The organism is Yersinia sp. J1, assembly GCF_050586585.1.
Lineage (GTDB): Bacteria > Pseudomonadota > Gammaproteobacteria > Enterobacterales > Enterobacteriaceae > Yersinia > Yersinia entomophaga.
In genome coordinates this window covers 13,311-39,973 of sequence record NZ_JBOBDP010000022.1, presented here as the reverse complement: position 1 = coordinate 39,973, position 26,663 = coordinate 13,311, and the positions used below count along the sequence as shown (strand labels likewise).

The following is a 26,663-nucleotide window of genomic DNA, read 5'->3' as shown; positions in this document are numbered from 1 at the left end:
TCAATCCGGCCTCGCGCGAATTTGCTCTGCTATATAAGGACAATTGACGCGCTCCGAATAAATCTGATTTTGGGGAATGTTAAAGAATCGACATTCAGCATGAGTCAGAATTTAATTAAGCAGACTCCTGCATAAATCATAGTTCAGGAACGAAATCTGTTACATATTACTGTTGTTTTATCCGGTATTTTATTCGTAAATAATCCACAATTAAGTTAATCCTATTTTGAGTCCTGAACGAATAAGAAGGTATGTATGGAAGGTATCAGTATTACCAAGCTCTTAGTGGTAGGTATATTGATTGTGCTGCTGTTCGGCACCAGTAAACTGCGCACTTTGGGGGCTGATTTAGGTGCGGCGCTGAAAGGCTTTAAAAAAGCAATGGGCGATGATAAAGCTCCGCCAGCCGATATCGCAGAAACTAAAGTTGTGCCGCCGGTAGAGCATAAAGACTAGTTCTAGTTTTATTTACTGCATGGAAATTGCAGATGGTCTGAATGAAAACGGATATCCAGGTGGAGATCCGTTTCAGGCTATTTGCGATTTGAGTTGTAATAAATTATGTCTATTTAACGCGGTTTTTCGCAACTAAAAACCAGCCCAGATATGAATTCAGGCTTATATGATTATTTGACTTCCTCGCCTTTGGCTTGCAAGTCCGCATGATAAGAAGAGCGGACGAAAGGACCACAGGCTGCGTGGGTAAAGCCCATAGCCATGGCTTCGGCTTTCATCTCATCAAACTCATCCGGGCTGACGTAGCGCTGAACCGGTAAATGATGGCGGCTAGGCTGCAAATACTGGCCCAAAGTCAGCATGGTCACGCCATGACGACGTAAATCGCGCATGACTTCAACGATTTCTGCGTTGGTTTCACCCAGACCCACCATCAGACCAGATTTGGTCGGAATATTTGGGTGCGCTTCTTTGAAACGTTCCAGCAGCTTCAATGACCATTCATAGTTAGCGCCTGGACGAACCTGACGATAGACCCGCGGCACGTTTTCCAGGTTATGGTTAAACACGTCAGGCGGCGTTGCAGTCAGAATATCTAATGCGCGATCCATACGGCCACGGAAATCTGGCACTAATGTTTCGATCTTGATCGTTGGGTTTTTGGCACGAATTGCCGCGATACAGTCAGCAAAGTGCTGAGCACCACCGTCGCGTAAATCATCGCGGTCAACGGATGTGATTACCACGTAACGCAACCCCATATCTTTAATGGTTTGCGCCAGCTTTTCTGGCTCGTTGGCGTCTGGCAGAGTTGGACGACCATGCGCTACGTCACAGAACGGGCAGCGACGAGTACAGATTGCGCCGAGGATCATAAAAGTCGCAGTGCCGTGATTGAAACACTCTGACAGGTTAGGGCAAGAGGCTTCTTCGCAAACCGAATGCAGGCCGTTTTTGCGCATCGCCGCTTTGATGCCTTGAATACGGCTGGAATCAGCAGGAAGCTTGATTTTCATCCACTCGGGTTTACGTAACAGCTCCTGGCGTTCAGTCACCACGGTTTTCACCGGGATTAACGCCATTTTATCTGCATCACGGTATTTTACGCCGCGTTCCATCTGAATCGGTTTACTCATAATCGTGCAGGTTCCAGTTCTGAATCTCTAATATGAGATTTTTCATTAAAATCAACGAAATGAGACATTCGTTAAAAATTATTTGAAAATTGTTTAAAAATTATATCATCTTTCCCCCGATTCGTTCAGCCCCCAATTTTGTATGAGTTTGTGCTTTCAGGTAGCAGAATCCTACGGGAGAAACCTTATAAAGGATGATAATCCTCTGCCTGCCAAGGCTGAAGAACGGCATCCACGTAGCCCAATTGGCGAATAAACTCTTGCACCAGAATGGGTTGCACATCGCTGAGCGTTGTTCCTGGCCGGTATGCACTCACTTGTGTCATCTCCATACCGGCGTAACCGCAAGGGTTTATGCGCTGAAACGGTGACAAATCCATATCGATATTCAGCGCTAGCCCGTGGAACGAGCAGCCTTGACGAATACGCAAACCCAAAGAGCAGACTTTCTTTTGCCCGATATAGACGCCGGGCGCATCTGGTCGGGCGTGGGCCTCAATACCAAAGTGAGCCAAAGTTTCTACCACGGTATTCTCAATCGCGGTAACCAACTGGCGAACGCCGATCTTTGCACGTTTCAAATTGATCAGAACATACATTACCTGCTGGCCGGGGCCATGGTAGGTAACCTGTCCGCCACGATCGCTTTGAATGACAGGGATATCTCCCGGCATCAGCAGGTGTTCGGCTTTCCCGGCTTGGCCTTGCGTAAATACCTGATGGTGTTCTACTAGCCAGATTTCATCTGGGGTAGTTTCATCGCGACATTCAGTGAAGGCGTGCATGGCTTGAGATACAGGTGCATAGGGTTGTAGCCCTAGCTGGCGCAAAATGATCTTGTGTTGTTGCAAGCGAGACATCATCTGGTTACAGAAAGGGTGGCGTCAGTATACCAGCACCACCGCAGGGAACCAGTGTTGACCGGTGAAAAAACGGAAGTGTGATAATAATTACGCATGAATCACGGATATATAGATAAAATAAGGCCCGAGTTAATTCGGGCCTCTATTCGTTTTTTACGCGGTGTTACAGCGCAAAAATCTATGGGTATTTATATTGAATCAAATAGATATGGTTTAAATTACAGAACCATACGAACCAGTTCAATTTTACCCAGTTCTTCATACAGGGTTTCTACCTGCTCAATGTGTTCTGCATTGATGGTGATAGAGACGGAGTGATAGTTGCCTTTGCTGCTCGGTTTTACCTCAGGGGTATAATCGCCCGGAGCATGGCGCTGTACCACTTCAACCACCTGGTCAACCAGCTGTGGTTCAGCAATGCCCATCACCTTGTAGGTAAAGGAACAAGGGAACTCTAGCAGTTCGTTCAGTTTAGTTTTCATGTGCGCTCCTGGGTTGCGACCGGACAGTTGATAAGGCGAAATGCAAATCACTTCCGGCATTAAAAATTATAACTCCCGCCGGAGTGGGAGCTTCATAATATTTATAATATGGGGGCAGTCTTCAGACTTTCAAGCCTGTGACCTTAGCCGAACCAATGGTGGAACATCAGTTTGATGTAATCCACCATGCGGCTGAAGAAACCACCTTCTTTCACTTCGTTCATCACCACCAGCGGGCGTTGTTCGATAGTTTTGCCGTCCAACTGGAAGTTGATGCTGCCAACTACCTGATTTTTTGCCAAAGGTGCGTGGATTTCTGGCGTGTTCAGCACGTAGCTGGCTTTAAGATCTTTCATACGACCGCGCGGAATAGTCAGATAAACGTCTTTATCAACGCCCAGCTGTACGCGATCGGTGTCCCCGAACCAGACTGGCTCAGAAGCGAACTCTTTACCGACTTTCAATGGCGCTACGGTTTCAAAGAAGCGGAAGCCCCATGTCAGCAGTTTTTTGCTTTCGGTTTCACGGCCTTTGTAGGTGTGACCACCCAGAACCGCGGAAATCAAACGCATCTGGCCTTCGGTAGCGGAGGCAACCAGATTGTAGCCAGCGGCTTCGGTATGGCCGGTTTTGATACCGTCAACGTTCAGACTGGTATCCCACAGTAAACCGTTACGGTTCATCTGACGGATATTGTTGAAGGTGAATTCTTTTTCTTTATAAATGGCGTATTCGTCTGGAACGTCGCGAATCAATGCCTGACCAATCAACGCCATATCACGAGCGGAGCTGTATTGACCTTCGGCATCCAGACCGTGAACAGTTTTGAAATGGGTATTTTTCAAGCCCAGCGCATTCACATAGTTGTTCATCAGATTCACGAAGGAATCCTGACTGCCAGCAACGTAATCAGCCATGGCCACGCAGGCATCGTTACCGGATTGCAGATTAATACCGCGAGTTAGTTTGGAGACCGGAACCTGATCCCCCGGTTTCAGGAACATCAATGACGAACCCTGGAATACCGGATTGCCGGTTGCCCAGGCGTCTTTGCCTACGGTAACCATGTCTTCGGGGCCGATTTTCCCAGATTTGATCGCCTGGCCGATAACATAGCTGGTCATCATTTTGGTCAGACTGGCAGGGTTACGGCGCGCATCGGCATTCATTTCTGCCAATACTTTTCCGGAGTTGTAGTCAATCAGTACATAAGCTTCCGCGTCGATTTGTGGCACGCCGGGAATCATGGTTTTCATATTGACGTCGTCGGCGTTAGCAACAGAAGCTGCGCTCATGACGATAACGGTGCCGAGCGTTATGCTCTTGATAAAACGAGAAGTAGTTACATATTTCATGATCAGGACAACAACATCCGTGGGGTAAGTTAAGAACGTGCCACACTATAGCAGATGAGGTCTTGGCAGACATCAGGCAATCCCCATCTCTTGCGGCGTTTACACATTTTTACGTGTGGGTGGCAACCCGACATTTTAAAGCCTAACCTTCTGTTTATACACAGATTAGGCTCTAATTTTTCTTGAAACAGCAAAATTGCTACAAGGCGTTTCCAAAAGAATCAGATAGCCAGTTATTATGGCTAACTACGGCGCAGTGATGATAAATGACTGCTGCTGCGCTTCTGAAGATAAACGCTGTTGCAGTTCTGCGGCCTGTTGGCGGCTGCTGAACGGGCCTAACTGTACCCGATGAACGTTTCCAGCGCTGGACACTTTACCCGGTACGCCAAAACGTTGGCTCAGAGCCTGCTGCCAGGTAGAGGCGCGCTGGGCATCGCTTAATGCCCCAACCTGCACGATGTAAGCACCGGAAGCTGAAGCGGATGATGCCGCAGGAGCTACCGAGGTTATCGGACCGGGAGGACTGACCACCGGCGGCGTTACCGGCTCGGCGCTTTCCAGCACGCCGGAAGGCAACGAGGACGGCGCACGTAGGAAACCGCTGCTTTGCGCGGCTACGGGCTGCGCGGCATCGGCACCGGATAAGTTGCTGTTTTCAATTGGACGAACTGGCGCGTCGTTGACGGGGGCGTCCTGCTGAATGGGGTTGCCCATCGCTCCAGACGTTAAATCCGGGCGGCTTGGCAGAGCGTAGCTTTGCTTGGCAATAGTGGTCCCAACCATACCTGGGCCGGAGAGGGAACCGTCAGGTGCAACATTGATAAAATCAATTTTCACCTTGGTATTGTTAGAGATATTCAAGCGATCTGCCGCAGCTTTGGATAAATCAATCACACGTCCCGGAGTATAAGGGCCACGGTCATTGACCCGCACCACGATTTGGCGGCCATTGCTCACGTTGGTGACCCGCACGTAGCTAGGAATAGGCAGGGTAGGGTGAGCGGCGGTTAGCGCATTAGGATCGAAAGTTTCGCCGGTGGCAGTCGTGTTGCCATTGGCTTCTTCACCATACCAGGCAGCCAGACCGGTCTGGCTGAAGTTTTGCGGATCTTTGATGACGCTATAGGATTTCCCGTTCACTTTGTAATCCTGATTAAAATTAGGATTAAAAGGTTCATAACGAGGTTCCGCTCCGCCGATCTCTTCAATCGGCCCATTATAAGTCTGCTGAGTTTGTTCTATAGGTGCTTGATTTTCCGTAGTACAAGCTGATAACAGCACGCTGACGACGCCGATCCAAAGCCATTCCTTACGCATTGCTCACCTCTATAAATTTTTAGATAACATTTTTCGATGAGTATGTATCGACATCACGATACCAAACCCGGCCATCAGGACTATCAGCGCCGAGCCACCGTAGCTGACCAAAGGCAAAGGTACGCCAACTACGGGTAGAATTCCACTGACCATACCAATGTTAACAAACACATACACAAACAGTATCAGCATCAGCCCACCGACCATCACTCGGCCAAAGGTGGTTTGCGCATGAGCGGCGATTACCAACCCACGCATAATAGTACAAAGATACAGACCCAGCAGAACCAATACGCCCACCAGACCTAATTCTTCTGCTAATACCGCAAAAATAAAGTCGGTATGGCGTTCTGGAAGGAATTCTAGCTGGGACTGAGTGCCCTGTAGCCAGCCTTTACCCACTAAACCGCCGGAGCCGATAGCGATTTTGGATTGAATAATATGGTAGCCCGCGCCCAATGGATCACTTTCCGGATCCAGCAGCATCATGACGCGGTCTTGTTGGTAACCGTGCATCAGGAAGAACCAAAGTATCGGGATAAAGCAGGCGACCAGTACGGCGGCGATGGCAATCAAACGCCAACTCATTCCGGCCAGGAACAGTACAAATAATCCGGACGCTGCGACCAGAATTGACGTCCCGAGGTCGGGCTGAGCAGCCACCAGCAGGGTTGGCATAAAGATCAGAATGAGTGCAATACCAGTATTTTTTAATGTTGGCGGACAAACGTCCCGGTTCATAAAGCGCGCCACCATCAGCGGGACGGCGATTTTGGCTATTTCCGACGGCTGGAAGCGCACAAAGCCGAGATCCAACCAGCGCTGTGCGCCTTTACTGATTTGGCCGAAGGCATCGACCAAAACCAATAAAATCACGCAAACAATATACAGATAAGGTGCCCAGCTTTCGTAGACGCGCGGAGGAATCTGCGCCATTACGATCATCACGCACAGGCCAATGGCGATTTGGCCGAGCTTGCGCTCCATCATGCCGACATCCTGTCCGCTGGCGCTCCACATCACGAAGGCACTGTAGGCCAGTAGCGAAAGAATGCAGATCAGAAACGGTAGATCGATATGCATTTTGGACCACAGAGATCCTTTTTGTTGGCGTTCAGTCATGATGTACCTTAATCACCTTCAGTGCCGGGAGGCGTCGGTGCCGCATCCGGTAATTCAGTATTATTATCACCTAACAGTATGTGATCGAGGATCTGGCGGGTGATAGTCCCCACAGCAGGACCCGCGCCGCCGTTTTCCAGAATAATCGCTACGGCTACCGTCGGGTTATCATAAGGGGCAAAGGCCGTCATCAGCTTATGGTCACGTAAATGCTCGGCCACTTTGTGCGCGTTATAGGTCTCATAGCTGTAAACCTGCGCAGTACCTGACTTGGCTGCCGCTTTATACGGTGTACCTTCGAAAAATTTACGGCCTGTGCCGTTCGGGCGGTTGGCTACGCCATACATACCGTCTTTCGCCAGTTCCCAAAAGCCTGAGTGAATATCGCCAATCTGGATCTGTTTTTCCTGACGATAAGGCACCAGCACGCCGTCTACTTTGGTATTTAGTAGCAAATGCGGATTTTTCACATCACCGTCATTGATTAATGTCATCAACGCTTTTGCCATTTGAATGGGTGTTGCCGTCCAGTAGCCTTGACCGATACCTACGGGAATAGTATCCCCTTGATACCAAGGTTTTTTATGGCGCTTTTGTTTCCATTCACGCGTTGGCATGATGCCCGCACGTTCTTCTGATAAATCAATGCCGGTATATTCGCCATAGCCGAATTTGCTCATCCATTCGGAAAGGCGATCAATCCCCATGTCATAAGCAACCTGATAGAAGAAGGTATCCGCTGATTCTTCAATGGCTTTGGTGACATTCAGGCGCCCGTGGCCCCATTTTTTCCAGTCGCGATAGCGTTTTTCTGAGCCAGGTAACTGCCACCAACCGGGATCGAATAGGCTGGTATTTTTATTGATCACGCCTGCGCTTAAAGCCGAAACGGCAATATAAGGTTTTACCGTAGAAGCCGGCGGGTAAACGCCTTGAGTCGCGCGGTTGATCAACGGGCGGTTCGGGTCATTGAGCAGACCCTGATAATCTTTGTTGGAAATACCGTCGACGAACAGGTTCGGATCATAGCTTGGGTTGGATACCAGCGCCAGAATTCCGCCGGTGCGCGGATCGGTGACCACAACCGCTGCGCGGCTACCGCTTAGCAGTTGTTCAATATAGGTTTGCAGATGCAGATCCAGCGTCAGGTAAATATCTTTACCTGCCTGCGGCGGTTGCTCATGCAGTTGACGAATAACCCTGCCACGGTTATTTACTTCTACCTCTTCATAACCGGTTTTACCGTGTAATACCGGTTCGTAATAGCGTTCTATACCCAGTTTGCCAATATCGTGGGTCGCGGCGTAATTGGCCAGAATGCCTTCTTTATCCAATCGCTCGACGTCTTTGTCGTTTATTTTGGATACGTAGCCAATAACGTGAGTGAGTGCGGAACCGTAAGGATAAAAGCGGCGTTGGTAGCCTTTGACTTCAATTCCGGGAAAGCGGAATTGGTTAACCGCAAAGCGGGCGACCTGAACTTCGGTCAGCGGCGTTTTGACAGCAATAGAGGTAAAGCGTCGGGAACGTTTGCGTTCTTTTTCAAAGTTCGCAATATCTTCATCAGTCAGATCGACAATAGGACGTAATGCATCGAGAGTCGCTTTTAGATTCTCGATTTTCTCTGGCATTAATTCGAGCTGATAAATCGTGCGATTCATCGCCAAAGGAATGCCATTGCGGTCATATATCATGCCGCGACTAGGAGCAATAGGAACCAGTTTTATGCGGTTTTCATTAGAACGGGTGCGGTAATCTTCAAAGCGAACAATTTGTAAATTGTACAAATTGGCGATCAACACCCCGATAAGTAAAACAATACCTAGAAACGCCACGAGAGCGCGGCGCACAAACAGGGCTGATTCAGCCGTATAGTCGCGAAAAGGGTTACGTTCTTTTTTCATCCCGCTAAACACTTACTCTGGTCAAAGTCACCACGTTGCTCAGGCTGATCACCCGATTATTCCCGGTGGTAAGGATGATTGGTCGTAATACTCCAGGCACGATACAGGCTCTCTGCCACCAGTACGCGCACTAAAGGATGAGGTAGCGTCAGCGGAGAGAGCGACCAGCTCTGCTCTGCTGCGGCTTTACAGGCCGGAGCCAGTCCTTCCGGCCCGCCAATAAGTAGGCTGACGTTGCGGCCATCCTGCTTCCAGCGTTCCAGCTGATGGGCTAACTGAGGAGTTTCCCAGGGCGTGCCTGGGATATCCAAAGTGACAATGCGGTTGTTTTTACCGACCGCCGTCAGCATCAGTTCGCCTTCTTTTTCCAGAATACGTTTGATATCCGCATTCTTGCCCCGTTTTCCGGCCGGTATTTCTATCAGCTCAAAAGGCATGTCTTTAGGAAAACGGTGCAGATAATCCATAAAGCCGGTCTGCACCCAGTCCGGCATCTTAGTGCCGACGGCTACCAGTTGCAGTTTCACTCTTTAGCCCCAGAGTTTTTCAAGTTCATACAGGCGACGACTTTCTTCTTGCATCACATGTACGATAACGTCGCCCAGATCGACAACGATCCAGTCAGATACGCCTTGGCCTTCGATTCCTAATGGAATCATGCCTGCTTTACGGGATTCTTGTACCAAATTATCGGCCAAAGCCATAACGTGGCGGGTAGAAGTACCGGTACAGATAATCATGCAATCGGTAATGCTGGATTTACCTTTCACGTCGATAGAAAGAATGTCTTGGCCTTTCAAGTCATCGAGCTTGTCGATAACAAATTCTTGGAGCGCTTTACCTTGCAAAGGTTCCCCCTCAGGTGATTTATGTCCATAACCTTCGCTGATAATACGTTTCGCCGGAATTTCTTCTCAGCACGCAATCTGTTACGAGTGGTTATGATGTATTTATCGGCAGGATGCCGCTGAAAGCCAGCTGTTTACTGCAATTGCTACAGGGGTTTTCAGCGAATACCTAAAATTAAGCGGCGAAGTATATCATGGGACTAAGGCTCGCGATATAAACCCTGTAACTCGATGTATCGCTGAATTGCGCGCGGTAACAGGTCATCACAGCTTAGTCCTTCACGTCGCCGCCGGCGAATCTCCGTAGCGGATATATCCAAAAGTGGAGTATCTGCCAGATAGATAAAGCCATTGGGTTGCTGGCTGAGTTTTTCTGGTTGCGTAACCTGATGTTGTTCCAGCCAGTTTTGAAGCTCAGGTGTATCCAGCTTCTTGGCATAACCGGGACGAGCGCAGACCAGCAAATGGCAAACATCCAACAGCGATTGCCAGCGGTGCCATTTATGCAGAGATAATAATGAATCCTGACCAATGATAAAAGCCAGTGCTAGTTCGGGACCGCGTTCCGCACGTAGCGATTCCAGCGTATCTATGGTGTAAGACGGCGTGGTGCGCTGTAGCTCGCGATCGTCAACCTGAAATAGCGGGTTTCCCTCAATGGCGAGCTTTACCATTTCCAGCCGTTGTTGCGCAGAGGCTTCCGGCTGTGGCCGATGAGGCGGAACGTGATTAGGCAGCAAAATAACCTGCTGTAATCGGACTTGCTGCGCCAAAGCTTCCACCGGACGTAAATGGCCGTAATGGATGGGATCAAAGGTGCCACCAAACAGAGCGTGTAAGCTACGCTCTGGTTTAGCGCTATCAGCCTGCTTATCCAGCATCAAAGAAACTCTCAGGTAAGGTTTTGCCACAGATCAGCATGGAAAGTGACTCTAACTCAGGCCAGACAGACTGACCGTAGTCCTGCTTGAGGCGAATCTCCATTTGCGTTAGCAAATGCACACTGCGCTGTAATTGTTGCAACGTGAGACGCTGAAGCGCCTGTGTCATCAGATGACGGCGGTTTTGCCAGACTTTATGCTGATCGAATAGGGTTCTTAGCGGCGTCGTCGCCATTTGCCGTTTTAAGTTCAGCAGTAGCAACAGTTCACGCTGGATGGTGCGTAGCAAAATAATAGGTTCGCTATCTTCCAACCGCAGTTGCTGCAAAATATGCCAGGCCCGCTTACTTTTCCCCGCCAGCAATGCATCCAGCCAATGATAAGGTGTGAAATGCGCCGCATCATTGACAGCTTGTTCTACGCGCGGCAGGGTTAACTTGCCGTCGGGATAGAGCAGGGAGAGGCGTTCCAATGCCTGGGATAACGCCAGTAAATTACCTTCATAGCAATAACAAAGCAGTTGAATAGCTGCATCATCGACTTCGAGGTTGAGACTTTTGGCTCGGGTTTGAACCCAGCGAGGAAGCTGAGCCTGTTCCGGTGTCTGGCAGCTGATTAATGCGCCTTTTGGACTCAGAGCTTTAAACCAGGCGCTGTTTTCCTGCGCTTTGGTGAGTTTGTTGGCACGCAATATCAGAAGAATATCGGGGTGTAGCAGGCTTGTCAGTTTAGCTAACTGTTCGTTCATAGCGGCGGTTAAACCACTATCAGGGAATACCAGCAGCAGAGTTTGGCGGCTGGAGAACAGGCTTAGAGCCTGACAAATGCTGAAGATATTCTCCCATTCGGTATGGGTATCTAACGCTACGGTGTAATGTTCGGTAAAACCTTGCTGCGATGCAGCCTGACGGATGCGATCCTGACTTTCCTGTAACAGCAGCGGTTCGTTCCCACACAGCAGATAACAAGCGCGCAGCCCCTCTTGGAGCTGCGCGGCGAGTTGTTCAGGATAAATACGAATCATTGGGCAGAGGCAACTGGAGTCACTGTTTTGGCCGTAGCCGGCTTAGCGTCTTCTTCCTGTGCCTTTTTCACTTCTTCAGCGTGTACGGTCAGTAATTTCCGCACTAACTGTTGAGCGGCCTGCTCACGCATTTCCTGCGCAATGATGTCACTTTCTGCCGTTTTTGCTAACGCGGTTAACGGGTTATCAAAGAAGGAGCGGAAAACGGTCACATTCAACGGGTAAATATCGTGCCCAGGAATCAGCACCTGCGCCTGAACATTCAGTACCATTTGGTATTCTGCGGTCACGCCGTTCTGGAACACCGAAACGGTGTCCTGACTTTGCGACGATCCCAAAATACGCAGCGTCGGCAAATCCTTGCGCATCGCATCGTCAACAATGGAGACGTTGCTTAGACGCAGCTGTTGACGAATAGAACGCGTCAATGGCCCATAAGGATCGCTGCTTTGCAGCAACATTTTTTGCAGTTCCTGAGGCACTTGTGTAGTGCCCCGCAGATGAAAACCGCAGCCAGCGGTGACCAGCACCGCTAACCCCAGCAACAGCGTCAGAATACGATGTCGCACAACTCCTCCTTGTCTTAACCTACAACCAGGTTAAGCAGTTTGCCAGGGACATAGATCACTTTACGAATCGTAACCCCATCCAGATATTTTGCCACCAGACGCTCCTGACTTGCGCACTCGCGTACGTATTCTTCAGTTGCATCGGCTGGCACGGTGATCTTGCCGCGAACCTTGCCGTTTACCTGTACCACGACTAACTTGGAATCTTCAACCATGGCCTGCTCATCAGCCATTGGCCAAGGAGCGGTATCGATATCGCCTTCGCCGCCCAGTTCCTGCCACAGAGTGAAGCAGACGTGAGGGGTGAACGGATACAGCATACGTACCACGGCCAGCAGTGCTTCTTGCATGAAGGCTCGATCCTGCTCGGTTTCCTGCGGCGCGCGACCCAGTTTGTTCATCAGCTCCATCACGGCGGCAATCGCGGTGTTGAAGGTCTGACGGCGGCCTACGTCATCGGTCACTTTAGCAATGGTTTTGTGCAAATCGCGACGCAGTGATTTCAGATCTTCAGTCAGGCTGGCGATATCCAGCGGCTGTGTAGCCCCTTTGCTGGTGTGTTCAAACACCAAACGCCATACGCGCTTCAGGAAGCGGTTCGCCCCTTCAACGCCAGATTCCTGCCATTCCAGCGTCATTTCTGCCGGAGAAGCGAACATCATGAACAGACGAACGGTATCCGCGCCGTATTTTTCTACCATGACTTGCGGGTCGATACCGTTGTTCTTCGATTTCGACATTTTGCTCATACCGGCATAAACCAGTTCATGGCCTTCGCCATCAACGGCTTTAGTAATACGGCCTTTGTCATCACGTTCAACAATGGCGTCAACCGGAGATACCCAGATACGCTCGCCGTTGCTACCGGTGTAGTAGAAGGCATCGGCCAGAACCATGCCTTGACACAGCAGACGCTTGGCTGGTTCATCCGAATCCACCAAACCTGCATCGCGCATCAGCTTATGGAAGAAGCGGAAGTACATCAAATGCATGATGGCGTGTTCGATGCCGCCCACATACTGATCGACCGGCAGCCAGTAGTTAGCCGCAGCCGGGTCCAGCATGCCGTCGTCATATTGCGGGCAAGTGTAACGCGCGTAGTACCAGGATGATTCCATAAAGGTATCAAAAGTATCGGTTTCACGCAGACCCGGCAATCCGTTAACGGTGGTTTTTGCCCACTCGGCGTCGGCTTTGATTGGGCTGGTAATGCCGTCCATAACCACGTCTTCAGGCAGGATCACCGGCAGTTGATCTTCTGGTGTTGGAACCACGGTACCGTCTTCCAGCGTGATCATCGGGATTGGCGCGCCCCAATAGCGTTGACGGGAGACACCCCAGTCACGCAGGCGGTAGTTCACTTTGCGTTGACCCACGCCAAGCGCGACCAGCTTATCGGCGATAGCATCGAAAGCAGCTTGATAATCCAGACCGTCGAATTCCCCTGAATTGAACAAAGTGCCTTTTTCGGTCAGTGGCGCAGCGCTCAAATCAGGCGCGGTGCCTTCGGCGGTCAGAATTACCGGCTGAATTGGCAGGTTGTATTTGGTCGCAAACTCCCAGTCGCGCTGATCGTGACCCGGAACGGCCATCACTGCGCCAGTGCCGTAATCCATCAATACAAAGTTAGCGACCCAGATCGCCACTTCTTCGCCAGTCAACGGATGGATAGCAGACAGGCCGGTGGCCATGCCTTTTTTCTCCATGGTTGCCATTTCGGCTTCGGCCACTTTGGTGTTACGGCATTCGTCAACGAACTCGGCCAGCGCCGGGTTGGTTTTGGCTGCTTCTAGCGCCAGCGGGTGACCGGCAGCAACGGCAACGTAGGTGACGCCAAAGAAGGTATCCGGGCGGGTGGTGTAAACAGTCAGTTTTTCCGCACTGTTAGCCACGTCAAAGGTGATTTCCACCCCTTCAGAACGGCCAATCCAGTTGCGCTGCATGGTTTTCACCTGCTCTGGCCAGCTTTCCAGCTTGTCCAGATCGTTCAGCAACTGATCGGCATAATCGGTGATTTTGATAAACCACTGCGGAATTTCTTTACGTTCGACTTTGGTATCGCAACGCCAGCAGCAGCCGTCGATAACCTGTTCGTTAGCCAGAACCGTCAGATCGTGAGGACACCAGTTCACCGCGGAGGTCTTTTTGTAGACCATGCCTTTTTCATACAGCTTGGTGAAGAACCACTGTTCCCAACGGTAATAGTCAGGTTTACAGGTGGCGATTTCGCGATCCCAGTCATAGCCGAAGCCCAGCAGTTTCAACTGGTTCTTCATATATTCGATATTGTCGTAAGTCCACGGAGCTGGCGCGGTGTTGTTTTTAACCGCTGCGCCTTCAGCTGGCAGACCAAATGCATCCCAGCCGATAGGCTGCAGGACGTTTTTACCCAGCATACGCTGGTAGCGCGAAATCACGTCACCAATGGTGTAGTTACGAACGTGACCCATATGTAGGCGGCCAGACGGATATGGCAGCATAGAGAGACAATAGTATTTCTCTTTGCTCGCGTCTTCAGTCACTTTGAAAGTTTGCTTCTTTTGCCAATGAAGCTGAACGTGCGATTCGATATCTTCCGGGCGGTATTGCTCTTGCATGGCAGCCAATGGTCCTATAGTGAAAACAGCTACACCTGTAGCATCATCTGTTTAATATCATAAAGTGAGATCCGCATAGCATAGCTGATAAGCGGCAGCCGCAACAACACTCTACGGGTCACTGTCGCGTTTTTCTGCGCGACCTATAGCATTTACGGGCAGAGTGAGGACGGTCACACCCTAATGATCGCGTGACATCAGGTATTTACGGCTAAAATAAATAGAGATACCTTTAATTATCAGGCGAAAGATAAGCTTTATCACAGGTTACTCGAGGAGACTGTATGAACAAGGTGGCTCAATATTACCGTGAATTAGTGGCATCGCTGACCGAGCGCTTGAAAAATGGAGAACGGGATATCGATCAACTGGTCGCCAGTGCGGAACAGCGGCTGAACACGGTAGAAGATTTAACGCGCAGCGAAGTCGATCAGATTACTCAGGCCGTTCGTCGGGATCTGGAGGAGTTTGCTCGTAGTTACGAAGAAAGTAAGGAAGAGTTTACCGATAGCGTTTTCATGCGGGTTATCAAAGAGAGTCTGTGGCAAGAATTAGCCGATATTACCGATAAAACCCAGCTTGAATGGCGCGAAGTGTTTAAGGATGTCAGCCACCACGGGGTTTATCACAGTGGGGAAGTGGTCGGGTTAGGTAATCTGGTTTGCGAAAAATGCCACCACCACTTAGCGTTCTATACTCCGGAAGTATTACCTCTTTGCCCAAAATGCGGTCACGATCAGTTCCACCGTCGCCCATTCCAGCCATAACCTTCACTTCTAGACACTCCGCCTGCGCGGAGTGTCATAAAACCATTATTTTCCGTAGCGAGACACGCGCTCAACCAGTAAATCAATAAAACCCTGCCGATCAATATCCATCAATATTTGCGTATTGGCCGGTTTTCCCGTCAATTGATAGAAATCCGTTACCGTCATGCCTTGCGTGTATTTGCCCTGAGTCTCTATTCCAACCCAACGGTCAACGCTTTGGAACAGCTCGGGAGCCAAGAGCCAGGCAATGGTGCAAGGATCGTGCAGTGGCGCACCTTTAAAGCCCCAGCGTTCCTGGCGATGATAAAGCATAAAGAAATCCAATAGACCGGCAACCACGTCGGCCACCGGATTGCCAAGCTGACGGAAACGCTCAATATCCTCGCTCATTACCTGCGCTTTATGGGTGACATCCAACCCGGCCATGGTCAGAGGAATGCCAGATTGGAATACCCGTTCGGCGGCCTCCGGGTCGACATAAATATTAAACTCTGCCGCTGGCGTCCAATTGCCCAACATCACCGAGCCGCCCATGATCACGATGCGTTCGATTTTGGGCGTCAGTTCGGTGTGACTGGCGAGGAATAAAGCGATATTGGTCAAAGGACCCGTGGCTACCAGCGTGACGGGACGCGGGCTGGCGCGCAGAACTCTGGCTATCAGTTCCACCGCATTTTCCGCTTGCGGCGCAAAATCTGGCTCAGGCAAAACCGGGCCATCCAGCCCACTTTCTCCGTGTACGTTATCGGCGATGATAAGTTCGCGAAGCAAAGGTTTTTGCGCCCCACCGGCCACGGGAATATCTCGACGTTTCAGCAAAGTCAAAATGCGCAGTGCATTACGCAGCGTTTTTTCCGGTGTTTGATTACCGGCGCTGGTGGTCACAGCTGCGATTTTCAGTTCGGGGGAGGCGAGAGCCAGAATCAGTGCCATGGCATCGTCATGGCCGGGATCACAATCGATAATAATAGAGCGGGACATAGGGTTTCCTCTTGTTGTTTCTATTTGTTGTCGACAATGGAAAAAATAGTCAAAAGAGGCAATAAACGGCACTGAAAAACAAGAGGGGATATCCGAATCCTCCCCCGAAAGGGAGGATAATTATTGGCTAGGCCTTAGTGCAGAATCTTGGCGAGGAAGTCTTTCGCTCGCTCAGATTTAGGATTGTTGAAGAAATCGTCCTTATTACTGTCTTCGACAATTTTCCCTTCATCCATAAAGATCACCCGATGCGCCACTTTACGGGCAAAGCCCATTTCGTGAGTGACTACCATCATCGTCATGCCTTCGTGAGCCAGTTTGACCATGACGTCCAACACTTCATTGATCATTTCCGGATCGAGCGCCGAGGTCGGTTCGTCAAACAGCATGGCGATAGGGTCCATGCACAGCGCACGGGCGATGGCGACGCGTTGTTGCTGACCGCCGGAAAGTTGAGATGGGAATTTGTCGGCGTGAGTCGTTAACCCGACACGTTCCAGCAGTTTTAGCCCTTTTTCCCGCGAGGCGGCTTTATCGCGTTTCAATACTTTTACCTGCGCCAGCGTCAGGTTTTCGATGATCGATAAATGAGGAAACAGTTCGAAATGTTGGAAAACCATGCCGACTTTGGAACGCAGCTGAGCCAGATTGGTGCCTTTATCATTCACGGCGATACCGTTAACTAAAATATTGCCTTGCTGAATAGGTTCCAGCCCGTTGACGGTTTTAATCAGGGTGGATTTGCCTGAGCCTGAAGGACCGCAGACTACCACGACCTCACCTTTTTTAACTTCGGTGGAGCAGTCGCTCAAAACCTGAAAGTGACCATACCACTTAGAAACATTTTTCAGGGAAATCATCAAACAGTCCTTTTCTTCAAATAGTTAACCAGCATCGACGCCGCAATACTGATAACAAAATAAACCAAACCGGCGAACAGAACCATTTCGACCTGAGTACCGTCACGCTCACCGATGGTGGTCGCGGTGCGGAAGAAATCGGCCAGACTAAGCACATACACCAGCGATGTATCCTGGAATAGCACGATGCCCTGAGTGAGCAAGAGCGGAACCATCGCCCTAAATGCCTGAGGTAAAATAACCAGACGCATCGATTGGCCTTGGGTCATCCCTAAAGCCAGGGCGGCGGATGATTGTCCGCGGGAAATGCTTTGAATTCCCGCTCGGATAATTTCCGAGTAATACGCCGCTTCAAACAGGGAAAAGGCTACCATGGCTGAGATCAGCCGAATATCGGTTTTTGGCGATAGCCCAAGCACATTTTGTAATAAGCTTGGAACCACTAGATAGAACCACAGCAATACCATGACTAAAGGCACTGAACGGAATAGATTGACGTAAAGGGTAGCAAACCAGCTGATCGCTTTGATCGACGACAAACGCATCACCGCCAGTATGGTGCCCCACAGAATGCCGAAAACGATAGCAATAACGGTAATTTTGGCCGTAACGGCCAGCCCTTGTAGCAAATAAGGCATGCTGGGCGCGATGGAACTCCAGTCAAATTCGTACATTATTTACTCCCCAAATTGCCGGGTAACTGCACTTTCTTTTCCACCAATCGCATAATCAGCATGATAACGGCGTTAATTAAGACATAAGCCAACGTGATAGCCGTGAAGGATTCATAGGCATGCGCGGAATAATCCAGCAGTTTACCGGCCTGCGCCGCCATATCCACCAGACCTATAGTTGATGCAATCGCCGAGTTTTTTACCAGATTCAGCATTTCGGAAGTCATCGGCGGAATGATGACGCGATAGGCATTGGGCAATAATACATAGCGATAGGTTTGCGGCAGAGTCAGGCCCATCGCCAGCCCGGCGGCCTTTTGGCCTCGCGGCAGGGATTGAATACCGGCTCTAACCTGCTCACAGACGCGAGCCGCGGTGAACAGCCCAAGGCATAGCATGGAAGAAAGGAAAAACTGTATATTCGGGTCTAGCTCAGTTTTAAACCACATGCCGATATGGGTCGGCAGCAGTTCGGGAACCACCAGATACCAGGTAAAGAATTGCACAATGAGCGGGACGTTACGGAATAACTCCACGTAACAGGTACCGATTGATGACAGAAGCCGATTGGGGACGGTTCGTAAAATACCGAACAGGGAACCGACGAAAAAGGCAATAACCCATGCGCTCAACGACAGCGCAACCGTGACCTGAAAACCAGACCAGATCCAGCCTAGGTAGGTGGTGTTACCGAATGGGGCGGGTTGAAGGAAAATCCCCCAGTTCCAGTCTATAGACATAGCTAACTCCCTTAAAAGGGTGGAGAAACCACCCTGAAGACTGATGATGAATAGCCGCACCGCGCTGACCAAAAGGAAACAAAAAAATGCGGAGTGGGGAACGGCCACCCCGCATCCTGTCTACCAAGCGGTCATCATCAATCACCAGGACAGCGTACTGCCCCGGATATTATTTTTAGTTCAATGCCTTGTCGTTAGGTTCTTTGAACAGCTTTTTCATGTCATCAGACAGAGAGAAATTCAGGTTCAGATTTTTCGGCGGGATAGGCTGCGTGAACCAGCGCTCAAAGGATTTGGTTGCTACGCCAGAAGTTTGCGCGTTGGCAATGGTTTCATCCATTAACGCTTTAAACTGCGGGTCATCTTTACGCAACATACACCCGTAGGCTTCCTGAGATTGCGGTGTACCTACAATCTCCCAATCCCCGGATTTCTTGGCTTTGGCGCGTTCACCGGCCAGCAGAGCGTCATCCATCATAAAGGCGACGGCGCGGCCGCTTTCCAGCGTACGGAAGGAATCACCGTGATCTTTGGCGCTGATAATGCGCATGTTCATTTTGTTTTCTTCGTTTAATTTGTTCAGCAGCACTTCAGAAGTGGTACCGGAAGTCACTACCACGGCTTTACCAGCCAAGTCTTTGAAATCTTTAACACCAGAGTCTTTTTTGGTCAGCAAACGGGTGCCAACCACGAAGATGGTATTGGAGAATGCGGCCTGTTTCTGGCGCTCGACATTATTGGTGGTGGAACCACACTCAAAATCAAAGGTGCCATTTTGCAGCAATGGAATACGATTTTGTGACGTCACGGGAATCAGCTTGACCTGTAAATCCGGCAGATTCAGTTTTTTCTTCACCGCATCGACGATCAGGTTGGAGTAGTCCTGTGAATAACCGACCACTTTCTGCTGATTATCGTAATAAGAGAAGGGAACGGAAGACTCACGATGGCCAACGACGATCACGCCGTTATCTTTGATTTTCTTCAGCGTGCCAGCCAGTTCTTCCGCATGGGCTACGCTACTTGCCATTCCAACTAACAGTAGCGATAACGCCAGTTTACGCATTTGCATGGTCCAACTCCTGTGATGTTATGGTGCTGCTTGATGTTGTGATGCTGAAATCGTCTTATCTGAATTGGGTATATGACGAAAAAATCATTACCGCTTTATTAACGAGCGATCTCTTCACTTACTTGTAACAGATTATCGCGATAAAAACGTATCTTGTTATATAAATGATATTAAAATGTTTGCTTTTTGAGACGGAAATCGCACCAAATAAAGGCAATTAAACAAAGATGCACCAAGTTCGTGCTGTAAATGCGCTAAATTTGTGCAATAAAACGGCCAGCCTTGGCTGAGAATAAGAAAACCGAGGAATAACGACCAGAATCATAAGGAATATTGCAAGGCGTGTGCCAATTGTGGCTCTCCCGCGGGAAACGGGAGAGAAAATGCGGGAAAAGGCGACTATTCGGTTGGAGTGATCTGTTGGGTAATAGCTAAATGGGCTTTAAACACCTCCAGCGCCGATGGGAGCTGTTCTTTTTTGAGCTGTTTTTCCGGGTTCCACAGCTCGGCAAAAGTAATGGCTCGGCCACAGTGAATAAAGACTTCGGTAACCTCGATCACCAGAACGCTGCGCGCGGGCTGCCCATTTTGTGCAAAGCGGTTGCACAGTTCTGGATCAACGCTGATCTTAGCGCGGCCATTTACTCGAAAACCTTCATTCCAGCCGGGAATCAGGAACAAAATACCGAGGAATGGGTTTTGCAGCAGATTACGGATGCCGTCCAGACGGTTATTTCCTGGGCGGTCCGGAAATAATAAGGTTTTATCGTCTTCAACATGCATAAAACCGGGTTCTCCTCCCTTAGGTGAACAGTCAACGCCGTTGGCACCAAAGGTACCTAAAATGGCGAAGGGAGAAGCAGCGATCAGCTTTCGGGCATAGCTATCGAGATGATCAATCTGCTTTTGCACCACGTTTTTATTAGGCGACGCATAGTGCTGACTCAACTGATCTTCAGTTGTCAGGATAAATTCTGGATTCAGTTGCATACAGTCTCAGTTAATGATTATGCTAATTATTCGTATTGATGAGAACGATAACAGCCGCCATGCCAATGCGCAATATTAACGCAATACGGGTAATAAGGCCGCAATCCGCTTAAACAGCGCTATTTTGATACAAATTTAGCAAACATCTCGTGCCGTAATGGCGTTAGCTTGATGAAATTTTTGATGTTTGACGGGGAAATGAATCGCCGCAACGCAGAGATGCTGCGGCGATTTTTTACGTTGAATGAACCAAGGATGCGTTCGGATCGATTAATTCTTACCTGAACGCGCGACGAAACCCAGTGTGATCACACCGAAAATCAGCGTAATCACCCAGAGTGGCCAGCCGCCAAAACGGGCATAAGGCGTCAGACCGGTGGTTGGTGTCACTTTCACTTCCAGCACCTCGCGCGTGAACTGCGGGATCTGAGCCAATACGTTACCGTCAGCTCCCACCGCAGCGGTGACGCCGTTGTTGGTGCTACGCAGCAGAGGACGACCCAGCTCCAGCGCTCTCATGCGCGCCATCTGGAAATGCTGCCATGGGCCGATGGAATGGCCAAACCAGGCGTCATTGGAAATGGTTAGCAGGAAATCCGAATTCGCTTTGAAATTATCTCTCACCTGTTGGCCCAGAATAATTTCGTAACAAATCGCCGCCGTCATATCAAAACCGGCTACGGTGACCTGTGGTTGCACATAGCTACCGCGGCTAAATGAAGACATTGGCAGGTTGAATAAGGGTGCCAGTGGCCGCAGCAGGGCTTCCAGCGGGACATATTCACCGAAAGGCACCAGATGATGTTTGCTGTAGCGATTTAGCGTCGGATATTGGTAGGGCTCTTTATCGCCGAGCACAATCAGGCTGTTAAAGAAACGGTAGCCATCCGGCGTATTGCGAGCGTCAACAATACCGGTAATCAGGCTACTGTGATTGGCGCGCATCAAGCTGTCCATCATGGTCAGGAAGGCAGTTTGATCGGTTTCAATATCGGGAATAGCGGATTCAGGCCAGATAATAATCGGCGCTTTGCCCATATAAGGTTGGCTGGCATTCAAATACACTTGCAGGGTATCGATCAGTGCCTTCGGGTCCCACTTTAACGATTGAGCAATATTACCTTGCACCATCGCCACATTCACAGCGCGTTCCGGCTGAGGGGTAAACCAGTGCCATTGGCGCAGCGGCCAGGGCAGCAGCAGTAATGCCGTAGCAATAACCGCTGGCAGCCAGCGTCGCTGGTGGATCGCATAAGCCAGTAATCCACTGATGGCGACCAGAATAAAGGTAACGCCATCGACGCCTAAAATCGGCGCAATGCCCTTCAGCGGCCCGTTAATCTGGGTATAACCGAACTGTAGCCAAGGGAAACCGGTCAGCACCCAGCCGCGTAAAAACTCGCTCAGTTGCCATAAGACAGGCGCGGCAATGGCTAAGCGCCACCAGGTAGGTTTCGGGCACAGGCGGGTTAGCGCACCGGCAAACAGCATGGTGTAGAGCGACAAATAGGCCGCCAGTAACACTACCAGGAATAGGTTGACCATCGTCGGCATACCGCCAAATTCGGCGATAGTGACATAAACCCAGTTTACGCCAGTGCCAAATAGCCCCATTCCCCAGATAAAACCGATAAAGGCAGACTGTCGAGTACTGCGATTTAAAGTCAGACTGAGTAAACCAAACAGGGATACCAGCGAGGCTGGCCAGAAATCGAAGGGGGAAAATGCCAGCGTACCGCTGGCACCAAAAAACAGCGCCAGTAGGGCGCGAACCCACTGGCGATTGAATAACGAAGCGTTAGCCATCGAGAATTTATTCTTCCAATTTCGGTTGTGGTGCATCATCCGGGATTTTAACGTGAACCTGAATAATACGTCGGCTATCAGCCATGGCAACTTTGAATAAATAACCTTCAATTTCAATGGTTTCACCGCGCGCAGGCAGATGACCAAAGGCTTGCATGACTAAACCACCGATCGTGTCCACTTCATCATCGTTAAAATGGGTATTGAACACTTCGTTAAAATCTTCGATTTGAGTCAATGCCCTGATGGTGTAGGTATGACGACTGAGCTGACGAACGTCGCGATCTTCTTCGTCATCGTACTCATCTTCAATTTCGCCAACGATCAGTTCCAGAATGTCTTCAATGGTAACCAGCCCAGAAACACCGCCAAACTCATCAATGACAATCGCCATATGATAACGTTGGGAGCGGAATTCCTTTAGCATCCGGTCGACACGCTTGCTCTCCGGCACGACAACTGCCGTCCGTAACACTTTGTCGATGCTGAACGGTTCGGAATCTGTGCGCATAAACGGCAGCAAATCCTTGGCCATCAGGATGCCTTCAATGTGATCTTTATCTTCACTGATCACCGGGAAGCGGGAGTGGGCGGATTCAATAATCACATCCAGGCACTCATCCAGCGTTTGGTTACGCTTGAGTGTGACCATTTGAGAGCGAGGGATCATAATATCCCGCACGCGCTGCTCGGCAATGTCCATGACGCCTTCCAGCATGTCACGGGTATCGGGATCGATCAGATCGTTCTGTTCTGAGTCACGGATAAGCTCGACCAGATCGCCACGGTTTTTAGGTTCGCCGTGGAACAATTGGTTAAGGATAAGAGTAAAGAACCCTTTCTTGGGACTGGGGCTATCATTGTTTTGTGAATGGTCGTCGCTCATGGCGTTTTAGTTAAGTTTACTCATGTTAAGTATTGTCATTATCAGCAGCGTAAATAGCACGCTGCCAACGCATTATTCGGGGTCTTTTTCTGAAAGATACGGGTCCGGATAACCCAGACTCTGCATGATTTCAGTTTCAATCGACTCCATTTCTTCGGCTTCGTCATCGACGATGTGGTCATACCCTAGCAGATGAAGACTGCCGTGAACAACCATATGCGCCCAATGGGCCAATACGGCTTTATTCTGTTCAACGGCTTCCTGTTCAACCACTTGGCGGCAAATGATCAAATCGCCCAACAGCGGCAATTCTATTTCAGGCGGTGCTTCGAAGGGAAAGGATAGTACGTTGGTTGACTTATCTTTACCACGATAGGTCAAATTCAGTTCATGACTTTCCGCATCGTCAACCACTCGAATAGTGACTTCAGACTCTTCCTGAAACTGAGGCAATACGGCTTCCAGCCAGCGTTGGAAGTCGGCTTCAGTTGGCAAACCCTGACTGTTTTCACAGGCAATCTGTAAATCTAATATAACCTGGCTCACTGAGCCTCCTGCTCTGACGGGGTGTGGTTTTCACGCTTGCGTTGCTCGGCGCTGGCGTCTTTACGTTTTTGTTCTGCTGCTTCCCAGGCTTCATAGGCGATAACTACCCGAGCCACCACAGGATGCCGCACTACGTCTTCACTGTGGAAGAAGTTGAAGCTGAGTTCCTCTACGTCCGACAGTACTTCTATGGCATGGCGCAAACCCGATTTCTGATGGCGAGGTAAATCGATTTGGGTGATATCGCCAGTGATGACCGCTTTGGAGTTAAAACCTATTCGGGTGAGAAACATCTTCATCTGTTCGATAGTGGTGTTCTGGCTTTCATCCAGAATGATAAACGCATCATTGAGCGTTCGGCCGCGCATATAGGCCAGCGGCGCAACTTCAATCACATTGCGTTCAATCAGTTTTTCTACGCGCTCGAAACCCAGCATTTCAAACAGGGCGTCGTAAAGCGGCCGCAGATAGGGATCGACTTTCTGGCTGAGATCGCCGGGCAGAAAGCCCAGTTTTTCTCCGGCCTCAACCGCCGGACGAGTCAGCAGAATACGGCGCACGTTCTGTCGTTCCAGCGCATCTACCGCCGCCGCAACCGCCAAATAGGTTTTACCCGTACCGGCAGGGCCGATACCGAAAGTAATATCGTGGTCGAGAATATTGGCAATGTATTGCGCCTGATTTGGTGTACGAGGCTTCACCATGCCGCGCTTGGTGCGGATATTTACCGCTTTACCGTAATCGGGGACGCTTTCTGCCGTTTGCTCCAGCACCCGGCTTTCTTTCACTGCCAGGTGGATGTGTTCTGGATCGATATCAGGAACGACGCCGCGAATCGGTGCGGTGTCTACGTAGAGGTGGCGCAGGATTTCTGCTGCCGCATTGACGCAGATGTTCTTACCGACCAGCTTAAAACGGTTATCGCGGCGATTGATTTCAATGCCCAACCGGCGTTCAAGCTGTTTGATGTTGTCATCAAAAGGGCCGCACAGGCTCAGCAAACGCTGATTGTCGGTGGGCTCAAGCAGGATTTCTTGTGTCGTTACGTGCAAATTGTTTCTCTGAGTCACTGAGTTTCTCTAGGTCACGTCGGGCCGGTTGATATTGATTCACATAAGGCGAGTATTTCTTTTCCGTTATGTCTGATATCAATAATACATGTCATTCCGGAATTATTCATGGTGAGCGCAGTGGACGCAAGCCCACTGCTTGTCTATCTGTGCGATGGTGCGCAAAAATCACGCGTCCCACGGGCTGATGGCCTTCAATGATTCAGTTTGTGAATTTTTGAAAGAAAATCATCAAAAGTCATTGGGTCAGACTAAGGGTGGTATTGCACTACGCCAAGGTCATTTTCCTTGCGGGTACGGGCAATCACCGACTGCGGCGATTCTACGCTGCGTAAATCCATTTGATCTTCGGTACGTACCACCACGCCGCGCAGAGAGTTGGTGTAGACATCAACAATGTCGACATCGACGAATTTACCGATCATCTCTGGCGAGCCTGCGAAATTCACAATGCGGTTATTCTCAGTGCGGCCAGCCAGTTCCATTACGTCTTTGCGTGAGGTGCCTTCCACCAATACCCGCTGGACGGTGCCAATCATCGCCTGGCTGAAATTCATCGCCTGCTGGGTAATACGATCTTGCAAAATATGCAGCCGCTGCTTTTTCTCTTCGTCGGAAACATCATCCGGCAAATCTGCCGCCGGCGTTCCGGGACGTGAAGAGTAGATAAAGCTGTAGCTCATATCAAAATTCACTTCCGCAACCAGCTTCATGGTTTGCTCAAAATCGGCCTGAGTTTCACCGGGGAAACCCACGATAAAATCGGAGCTGATATGAATATCCGGGCGAGCCTTGCGTAATTTCCGAATGATAGATTTGTATTCCAACGCGGTATGGGCGCGTTTCATCATGGTTAGAATACGATCCGAACCGCTTTGTACCGGCAAATGCAGGAAGCTAACCAATTCAGGCGTATCTTCATACACTGCGATAATATCATCGGTAAATTCGATAGGATGGCTGGTGGTGAAACGAATGCGATCTATACCATCAATCGCAGCTACCAGACGTAACAGTTCGGCAAAACTACAGATATTGCCGTCATAGGTAGCCCCGCGGTAGGCATTAACGTTCTGACCGAGCAGATTGACTTCCCGCACGCCTTGAGCCGCTAACTGAGCGATTTCAAACAGCACGTCATCACTTGGCCGGCTGACCTCTTCCCCTCGGGTGTAAGGTACTACGCAGAAGGTGCAGTACTTATTGCAGCCTTCCATGATGGAAACAAAGGCGGTAGGACCTTCGGCGCGAGGTTCCGGTAAACGGTCAAATTTTTCTATTTCAGGGAAACTGATATCAACAATCGGACTTCGGGTTCCCTGAACGTGGTTGAGCATTTCCGGCAGGCGATGCAAAGTTTGCGGCCCGAAAATAACGTCTACGCAAGGCGCACGCTGGCGAATATGTTCACCTTCCTGAGAGGCCACACAGCCACCCACGCCAATGATTAACTGCGGATTGGTTTCTTTCAACTGCTTCCAACGCCCCAGCAGCGCGAAGACTTTCTCCTGCGCCTTTTCGCGAATGGAGCAGGTATTGAGCAACAGTAAATCAGCTTCTTCAGGCACATCGGTTAACTCATAACCGTGCGTGCTGGCCAGGAGGTCTACCATTTTAGACGAATCATATTCGTTCATTTGGCAGCCCCAGGTTTTGATATGGAGTTTTTTTGTCATTGGGTTTTATTTTGCTCCGAGCGGTGTGAATAGCG

26 protein-coding genes are annotated in these 26,663 nt (G+C 49.9%); 2 read left to right on the top strand and 24 right to left on the bottom strand.

What is annotated here, in order from left to right:
• Positions 1 to 255 precede the first annotated feature (255 nt).
• A complete protein-coding gene (tatA, locus tag ACQ4OC_RS18500; RefSeq protein ID WP_049596796.1) occupies positions 256 to 456 on the top strand; it encodes a Sec-independent protein translocase subunit TatA in 201 nt (66 codons plus the stop codon).
• Between the two features lie 170 nt (positions 457 to 626).
• Here the strand turns inward: tatA and lipA are convergent, their stop codons facing one another.
• The 13 genes from lipA to leuS all read right to left on the bottom strand — a co-directional run bounded on the left by lipA (position 627) and on the right by leuS (position 14,557).
• On the bottom strand, positions 627 to 1,592 hold the full coding sequence (gene lipA / locus ACQ4OC_RS18495) for a lipoyl synthase (RefSeq protein ID WP_049596795.1): 966 nt from the start codon (positions 1,590 to 1,592) through the stop codon (positions 627 to 629).
• A 185-nt stretch (positions 1,593 to 1,777) separates the two neighbouring features.
• Entirely contained in the window at positions 1,778 to 2,455 is a 678-nt protein-coding gene (lipB, locus tag ACQ4OC_RS18490; RefSeq protein WP_162975199.1) for a lipoyl(octanoyl) transferase LipB, read from the bottom strand.
• Positions 2,456 to 2,673: 218 nt separating this feature from the next.
• Positions 2,674 to 2,937: a DUF493 family protein YbeD gene (gene ybeD / locus ACQ4OC_RS18485; protein WP_064512426.1), complete on the bottom strand. Its 264-nt coding sequence runs from the start codon at positions 2,935 to 2,937 to the stop codon at positions 2,674 to 2,676.
• A 143-nt stretch (positions 2,938 to 3,080) separates the two neighbouring features.
• The gene (dacA, locus tag ACQ4OC_RS18480) at positions 3,081 to 4,292 is read right to left on the bottom strand and encodes a D-alanyl-D-alanine carboxypeptidase DacA (protein WP_049596793.1); all 1,212 of its coding nucleotides are present in this window, start codon (positions 4,290 to 4,292) and stop codon (positions 3,081 to 3,083) included.
• A gap of 246 nt (positions 4,293 to 4,538) precedes the next feature.
• Positions 4,539 to 5,612 (bottom strand): endolytic peptidoglycan transglycosylase RlpA, encoded by a 1,074-nt coding sequence (gene rlpA, locus ACQ4OC_RS18475; protein ID WP_430971483.1) that lies wholly within the window; start codon positions 5,610 to 5,612, stop codon positions 4,539 to 4,541.
• A 9-nt stretch (positions 5,613 to 5,621) separates the two neighbouring features.
• Positions 5,622 to 6,734, bottom strand: coding sequence for a peptidoglycan glycosyltransferase MrdB (mrdB, locus tag ACQ4OC_RS18470; protein WP_049596791.1), 1,113 nt, complete (start codon positions 6,732 to 6,734; stop codon positions 5,622 to 5,624).
• Between the two features lie 8 nt (positions 6,735 to 6,742).
• Positions 6,743 to 8,638 (bottom strand): peptidoglycan DD-transpeptidase MrdA, encoded by a 1,896-nt coding sequence (gene mrdA, locus ACQ4OC_RS18465; protein WP_064512429.1) that lies wholly within the window; start codon positions 8,636 to 8,638, stop codon positions 6,743 to 6,745.
• Between the two features lie 56 nt (positions 8,639 to 8,694).
• The gene (gene rlmH, locus ACQ4OC_RS18460; protein ID WP_430971482.1) at positions 8,695 to 9,165 is read right to left on the bottom strand and encodes a 23S rRNA (pseudouridine(1915)-N(3))-methyltransferase RlmH; all 471 of its coding nucleotides are present in this window, start codon (positions 9,163 to 9,165) and stop codon (positions 8,695 to 8,697) included.
• Positions 9,166 to 9,168: 3 nt separating this feature from the next.
• Positions 9,169 to 9,486 carry a ribosome silencing factor gene (gene rsfS, locus ACQ4OC_RS18455; protein ID WP_049596788.1) on the bottom strand — a complete coding sequence of 106 codons (318 nt, stop codon included), beginning with the start codon at positions 9,484 to 9,486 and terminating at the stop codon, positions 9,169 to 9,171.
• A gap of 200 nt (positions 9,487 to 9,686) precedes the next feature.
• Positions 9,687 to 10,367, bottom strand: coding sequence for a nicotinate-nucleotide adenylyltransferase (gene nadD, locus ACQ4OC_RS18450; protein WP_064512433.1), 681 nt, complete (start codon positions 10,365 to 10,367; stop codon positions 9,687 to 9,689).
• Complete coding sequence (gene holA, locus ACQ4OC_RS18445) at positions 10,357 to 11,391, bottom strand: DNA polymerase III subunit delta (protein ID WP_064512436.1); 1,035 nt, start codon at positions 11,389 to 11,391, stop codon at positions 10,357 to 10,359. The genes nadD and holA overlap by 11 nt, the downstream gene beginning before the upstream one ends.
• The gene (gene lptE / locus ACQ4OC_RS18440; protein WP_064512438.1) at positions 11,388 to 11,960 is read right to left on the bottom strand and encodes an LPS assembly lipoprotein LptE; all 573 of its coding nucleotides are present in this window, start codon (positions 11,958 to 11,960) and stop codon (positions 11,388 to 11,390) included. Before lptE ends, holA begins: the two co-directional genes overlap by 4 nt.
• Before the next feature lie 14 nt (positions 11,961 to 11,974).
• A complete protein-coding gene (gene leuS / locus ACQ4OC_RS18435) occupies positions 11,975 to 14,557 on the bottom strand; it encodes a leucine--tRNA ligase (protein ID WP_120806563.1) in 2,583 nt (860 codons plus the stop codon).
• A 284-nt stretch (positions 14,558 to 14,841) separates the two neighbouring features.
• On the opposite strand from leuS, the gene ACQ4OC_RS18430 reads away from it, so the two are divergent.
• Positions 14,842 to 15,324 (top strand): zinc ribbon-containing protein, encoded by a 483-nt coding sequence (locus ACQ4OC_RS18430; protein WP_064512441.1) that lies wholly within the window; start codon positions 14,842 to 14,844, stop codon positions 15,322 to 15,324.
• A gap of 45 nt (positions 15,325 to 15,369) precedes the next feature.
• On the opposite strand, the gene rihA is transcribed toward ACQ4OC_RS18430, so the two are convergent.
• The 11 genes from rihA to miaB form a co-directional block, all read right to left on the bottom strand.
• Entirely contained in the window at positions 15,370 to 16,308 is a 939-nt protein-coding gene (gene rihA / locus ACQ4OC_RS18425) for a pyrimidine-specific ribonucleoside hydrolase RihA (RefSeq protein WP_064512444.1), read from the bottom strand.
• A 134-nt stretch (positions 16,309 to 16,442) separates the two neighbouring features.
• Positions 16,443 to 17,168, bottom strand: coding sequence for an amino acid ABC transporter ATP-binding protein (locus ACQ4OC_RS18420; RefSeq protein ID WP_064512446.1), 726 nt, complete (start codon positions 17,166 to 17,168; stop codon positions 16,443 to 16,445).
• Positions 17,168 to 17,842 (bottom strand): glutamate/aspartate ABC transporter permease GltK, encoded by a 675-nt coding sequence (gene gltK, locus ACQ4OC_RS18415; protein WP_064512449.1) that lies wholly within the window; start codon positions 17,840 to 17,842, stop codon positions 17,168 to 17,170. Before gltK ends, ACQ4OC_RS18420 begins: the two co-directional genes overlap by 1 nt.
• Complete coding sequence (locus ACQ4OC_RS18410; protein WP_049596778.1) at positions 17,842 to 18,582, bottom strand: amino acid ABC transporter permease; 741 nt, start codon at positions 18,580 to 18,582, stop codon at positions 17,842 to 17,844. The genes gltK and ACQ4OC_RS18410 overlap by 1 nt, the downstream gene beginning before the upstream one ends.
• Before the next feature lie 175 nt (positions 18,583 to 18,757).
• Positions 18,758 to 19,654, bottom strand: a complete 897-nt coding sequence (locus tag ACQ4OC_RS18405) for an amino acid ABC transporter substrate-binding protein (RefSeq protein ID WP_064512450.1) — start codon at positions 19,652 to 19,654, stop codon at positions 18,758 to 18,760.
• 399 nt (positions 19,655 to 20,053) lie between these two features.
• On the bottom strand, positions 20,054 to 20,644 hold the full coding sequence (locus ACQ4OC_RS18400; RefSeq protein ID WP_064512451.1) for an MSMEG_1061 family FMN-dependent PPOX-type flavoprotein: 591 nt from the start codon (positions 20,642 to 20,644) through the stop codon (positions 20,054 to 20,056).
• Positions 20,645 to 20,914: 270 nt separating this feature from the next.
• Positions 20,915 to 22,450: an apolipoprotein N-acyltransferase gene (gene lnt, locus ACQ4OC_RS18395; RefSeq protein ID WP_064512452.1), complete on the bottom strand. Its 1,536-nt coding sequence runs from the start codon at positions 22,448 to 22,450 to the stop codon at positions 20,915 to 20,917.
• A 7-nt stretch (positions 22,451 to 22,457) separates the two neighbouring features.
• A complete protein-coding gene (gene corC / locus ACQ4OC_RS18390; protein ID WP_049596774.1) occupies positions 22,458 to 23,336 on the bottom strand; it encodes a CNNM family magnesium/cobalt transport protein CorC in 879 nt (292 codons plus the stop codon).
• Positions 23,337 to 23,408: 72 nt separating this feature from the next.
• Entirely contained in the window at positions 23,409 to 23,882 is a 474-nt protein-coding gene (gene ybeY, locus ACQ4OC_RS18385) for an rRNA maturation RNase YbeY (RefSeq protein WP_049596773.1), read from the bottom strand.
• A complete protein-coding gene (locus tag ACQ4OC_RS18380) occupies positions 23,879 to 24,952 on the bottom strand; it encodes a PhoH family protein (protein ID WP_179207957.1) in 1,074 nt (357 codons plus the stop codon). The genes ybeY and ACQ4OC_RS18380 overlap by 4 nt, the downstream gene beginning before the upstream one ends.
• Before the next feature lie 251 nt (positions 24,953 to 25,203).
• Entirely contained in the window at positions 25,204 to 26,628 is a 1,425-nt protein-coding gene (miaB, locus tag ACQ4OC_RS18375; protein ID WP_064512456.1) for a tRNA (N6-isopentenyl adenosine(37)-C2)-methylthiotransferase MiaB, read from the bottom strand.
• Positions 26,629 to 26,663 lie beyond the last annotated feature (35 nt).

Coding starts and splice junctions, on each gene's coding strand:
- holA (WP_064512436.1), bottom strand. CDS start 11,391: ATGATTCGTATTTATCCTGAACAACTCGCCGCGCAGCTCCAAGAGGGG.
- ybeD (WP_064512426.1), bottom strand. CDS start 2,937: ATGAAAACTAAACTGAACGAACTGCTAGAGTTCCCTTGTTCCTTTACC.
- ACQ4OC_RS18430 (WP_064512441.1), top strand. CDS start 14,842: ATGAACAAGGTGGCTCAATATTACCGTGAATTAGTGGCATCGCTGACC.
- ACQ4OC_RS18410 (WP_049596778.1), bottom strand. CDS start 18,582: ATGTCTATAGACTGGAACTGGGGGATTTTCCTTCAACCCGCCCCATTC.
- nadD (WP_064512433.1), bottom strand. CDS start 10,367: ATGCTGGATAAGCAGGCTGATAGCGCTAAACCAGAGCGTAGCTTACAC.
- lipA (WP_049596795.1), bottom strand. CDS start 1,592: ATGAGTAAACCGATTCAGATGGAACGCGGCGTAAAATACCGTGATGCA.
- mrdB (WP_049596791.1), bottom strand. CDS start 6,734: ATGACTGAACGCCAACAAAAAGGATCTCTGTGGTCCAAAATGCATATC.
- leuS (WP_120806563.1), bottom strand. CDS start 14,557: ATGCAAGAGCAATACCGCCCGGAAGATATCGAATCGCACGTTCAGCTT.
- corC (WP_049596774.1), bottom strand. CDS start 23,336: ATGAGCGACGACCATTCACAAAACAATGATAGCCCCAGTCCCAAGAAA.
- lnt (WP_064512452.1), bottom strand. CDS start 22,450: ATGGCTAACGCTTCGTTATTCAATCGCCAGTGGGTTCGCGCCCTACTG.
- gltK (WP_064512449.1), bottom strand. CDS start 17,842: ATGTACGAATTTGACTGGAGTTCCATCGCGCCCAGCATGCCTTATTTG.
- miaB (WP_064512456.1), bottom strand. CDS start 26,628: ATGACAAAAAAACTCCATATCAAAACCTGGGGCTGCCAAATGAACGAA.
- tatA (WP_049596796.1), top strand. CDS start 256: ATGGAAGGTATCAGTATTACCAAGCTCTTAGTGGTAGGTATATTGATT.
- ACQ4OC_RS18400 (WP_064512451.1), bottom strand. CDS start 20,644: ATGCAACTGAATCCAGAATTTATCCTGACAACTGAAGATCAGTTGAGT.
- ACQ4OC_RS18405 (WP_064512450.1), bottom strand. CDS start 19,654: ATGCAAATGCGTAAACTGGCGTTATCGCTACTGTTAGTTGGAATGGCA.
- dacA (WP_049596793.1), bottom strand. CDS start 4,292: ATGAAATATGTAACTACTTCTCGTTTTATCAAGAGCATAACGCTCGGC.
- ACQ4OC_RS18420 (WP_064512446.1), bottom strand. CDS start 17,168: ATGATTTCCCTGAAAAATGTTTCTAAGTGGTATGGTCACTTTCAGGTT.
- lipB (WP_162975199.1), bottom strand. CDS start 2,455: ATGATGTCTCGCTTGCAACAACACAAGATCATTTTGCGCCAGCTAGGG.
- rihA (WP_064512444.1), bottom strand. CDS start 16,308: ATGTCCCGCTCTATTATTATCGATTGTGATCCCGGCCATGACGATGCC.
- mrdA (WP_064512429.1), bottom strand. CDS start 8,638: ATGAAAAAAGAACGTAACCCTTTTCGCGACTATACGGCTGAATCAGCC.
- rlpA (WP_430971483.1), bottom strand. CDS start 5,612: ATGCGTAAGGAATGGCTTTGGATCGGCGTCGTCAGCGTGCTGTTATCA.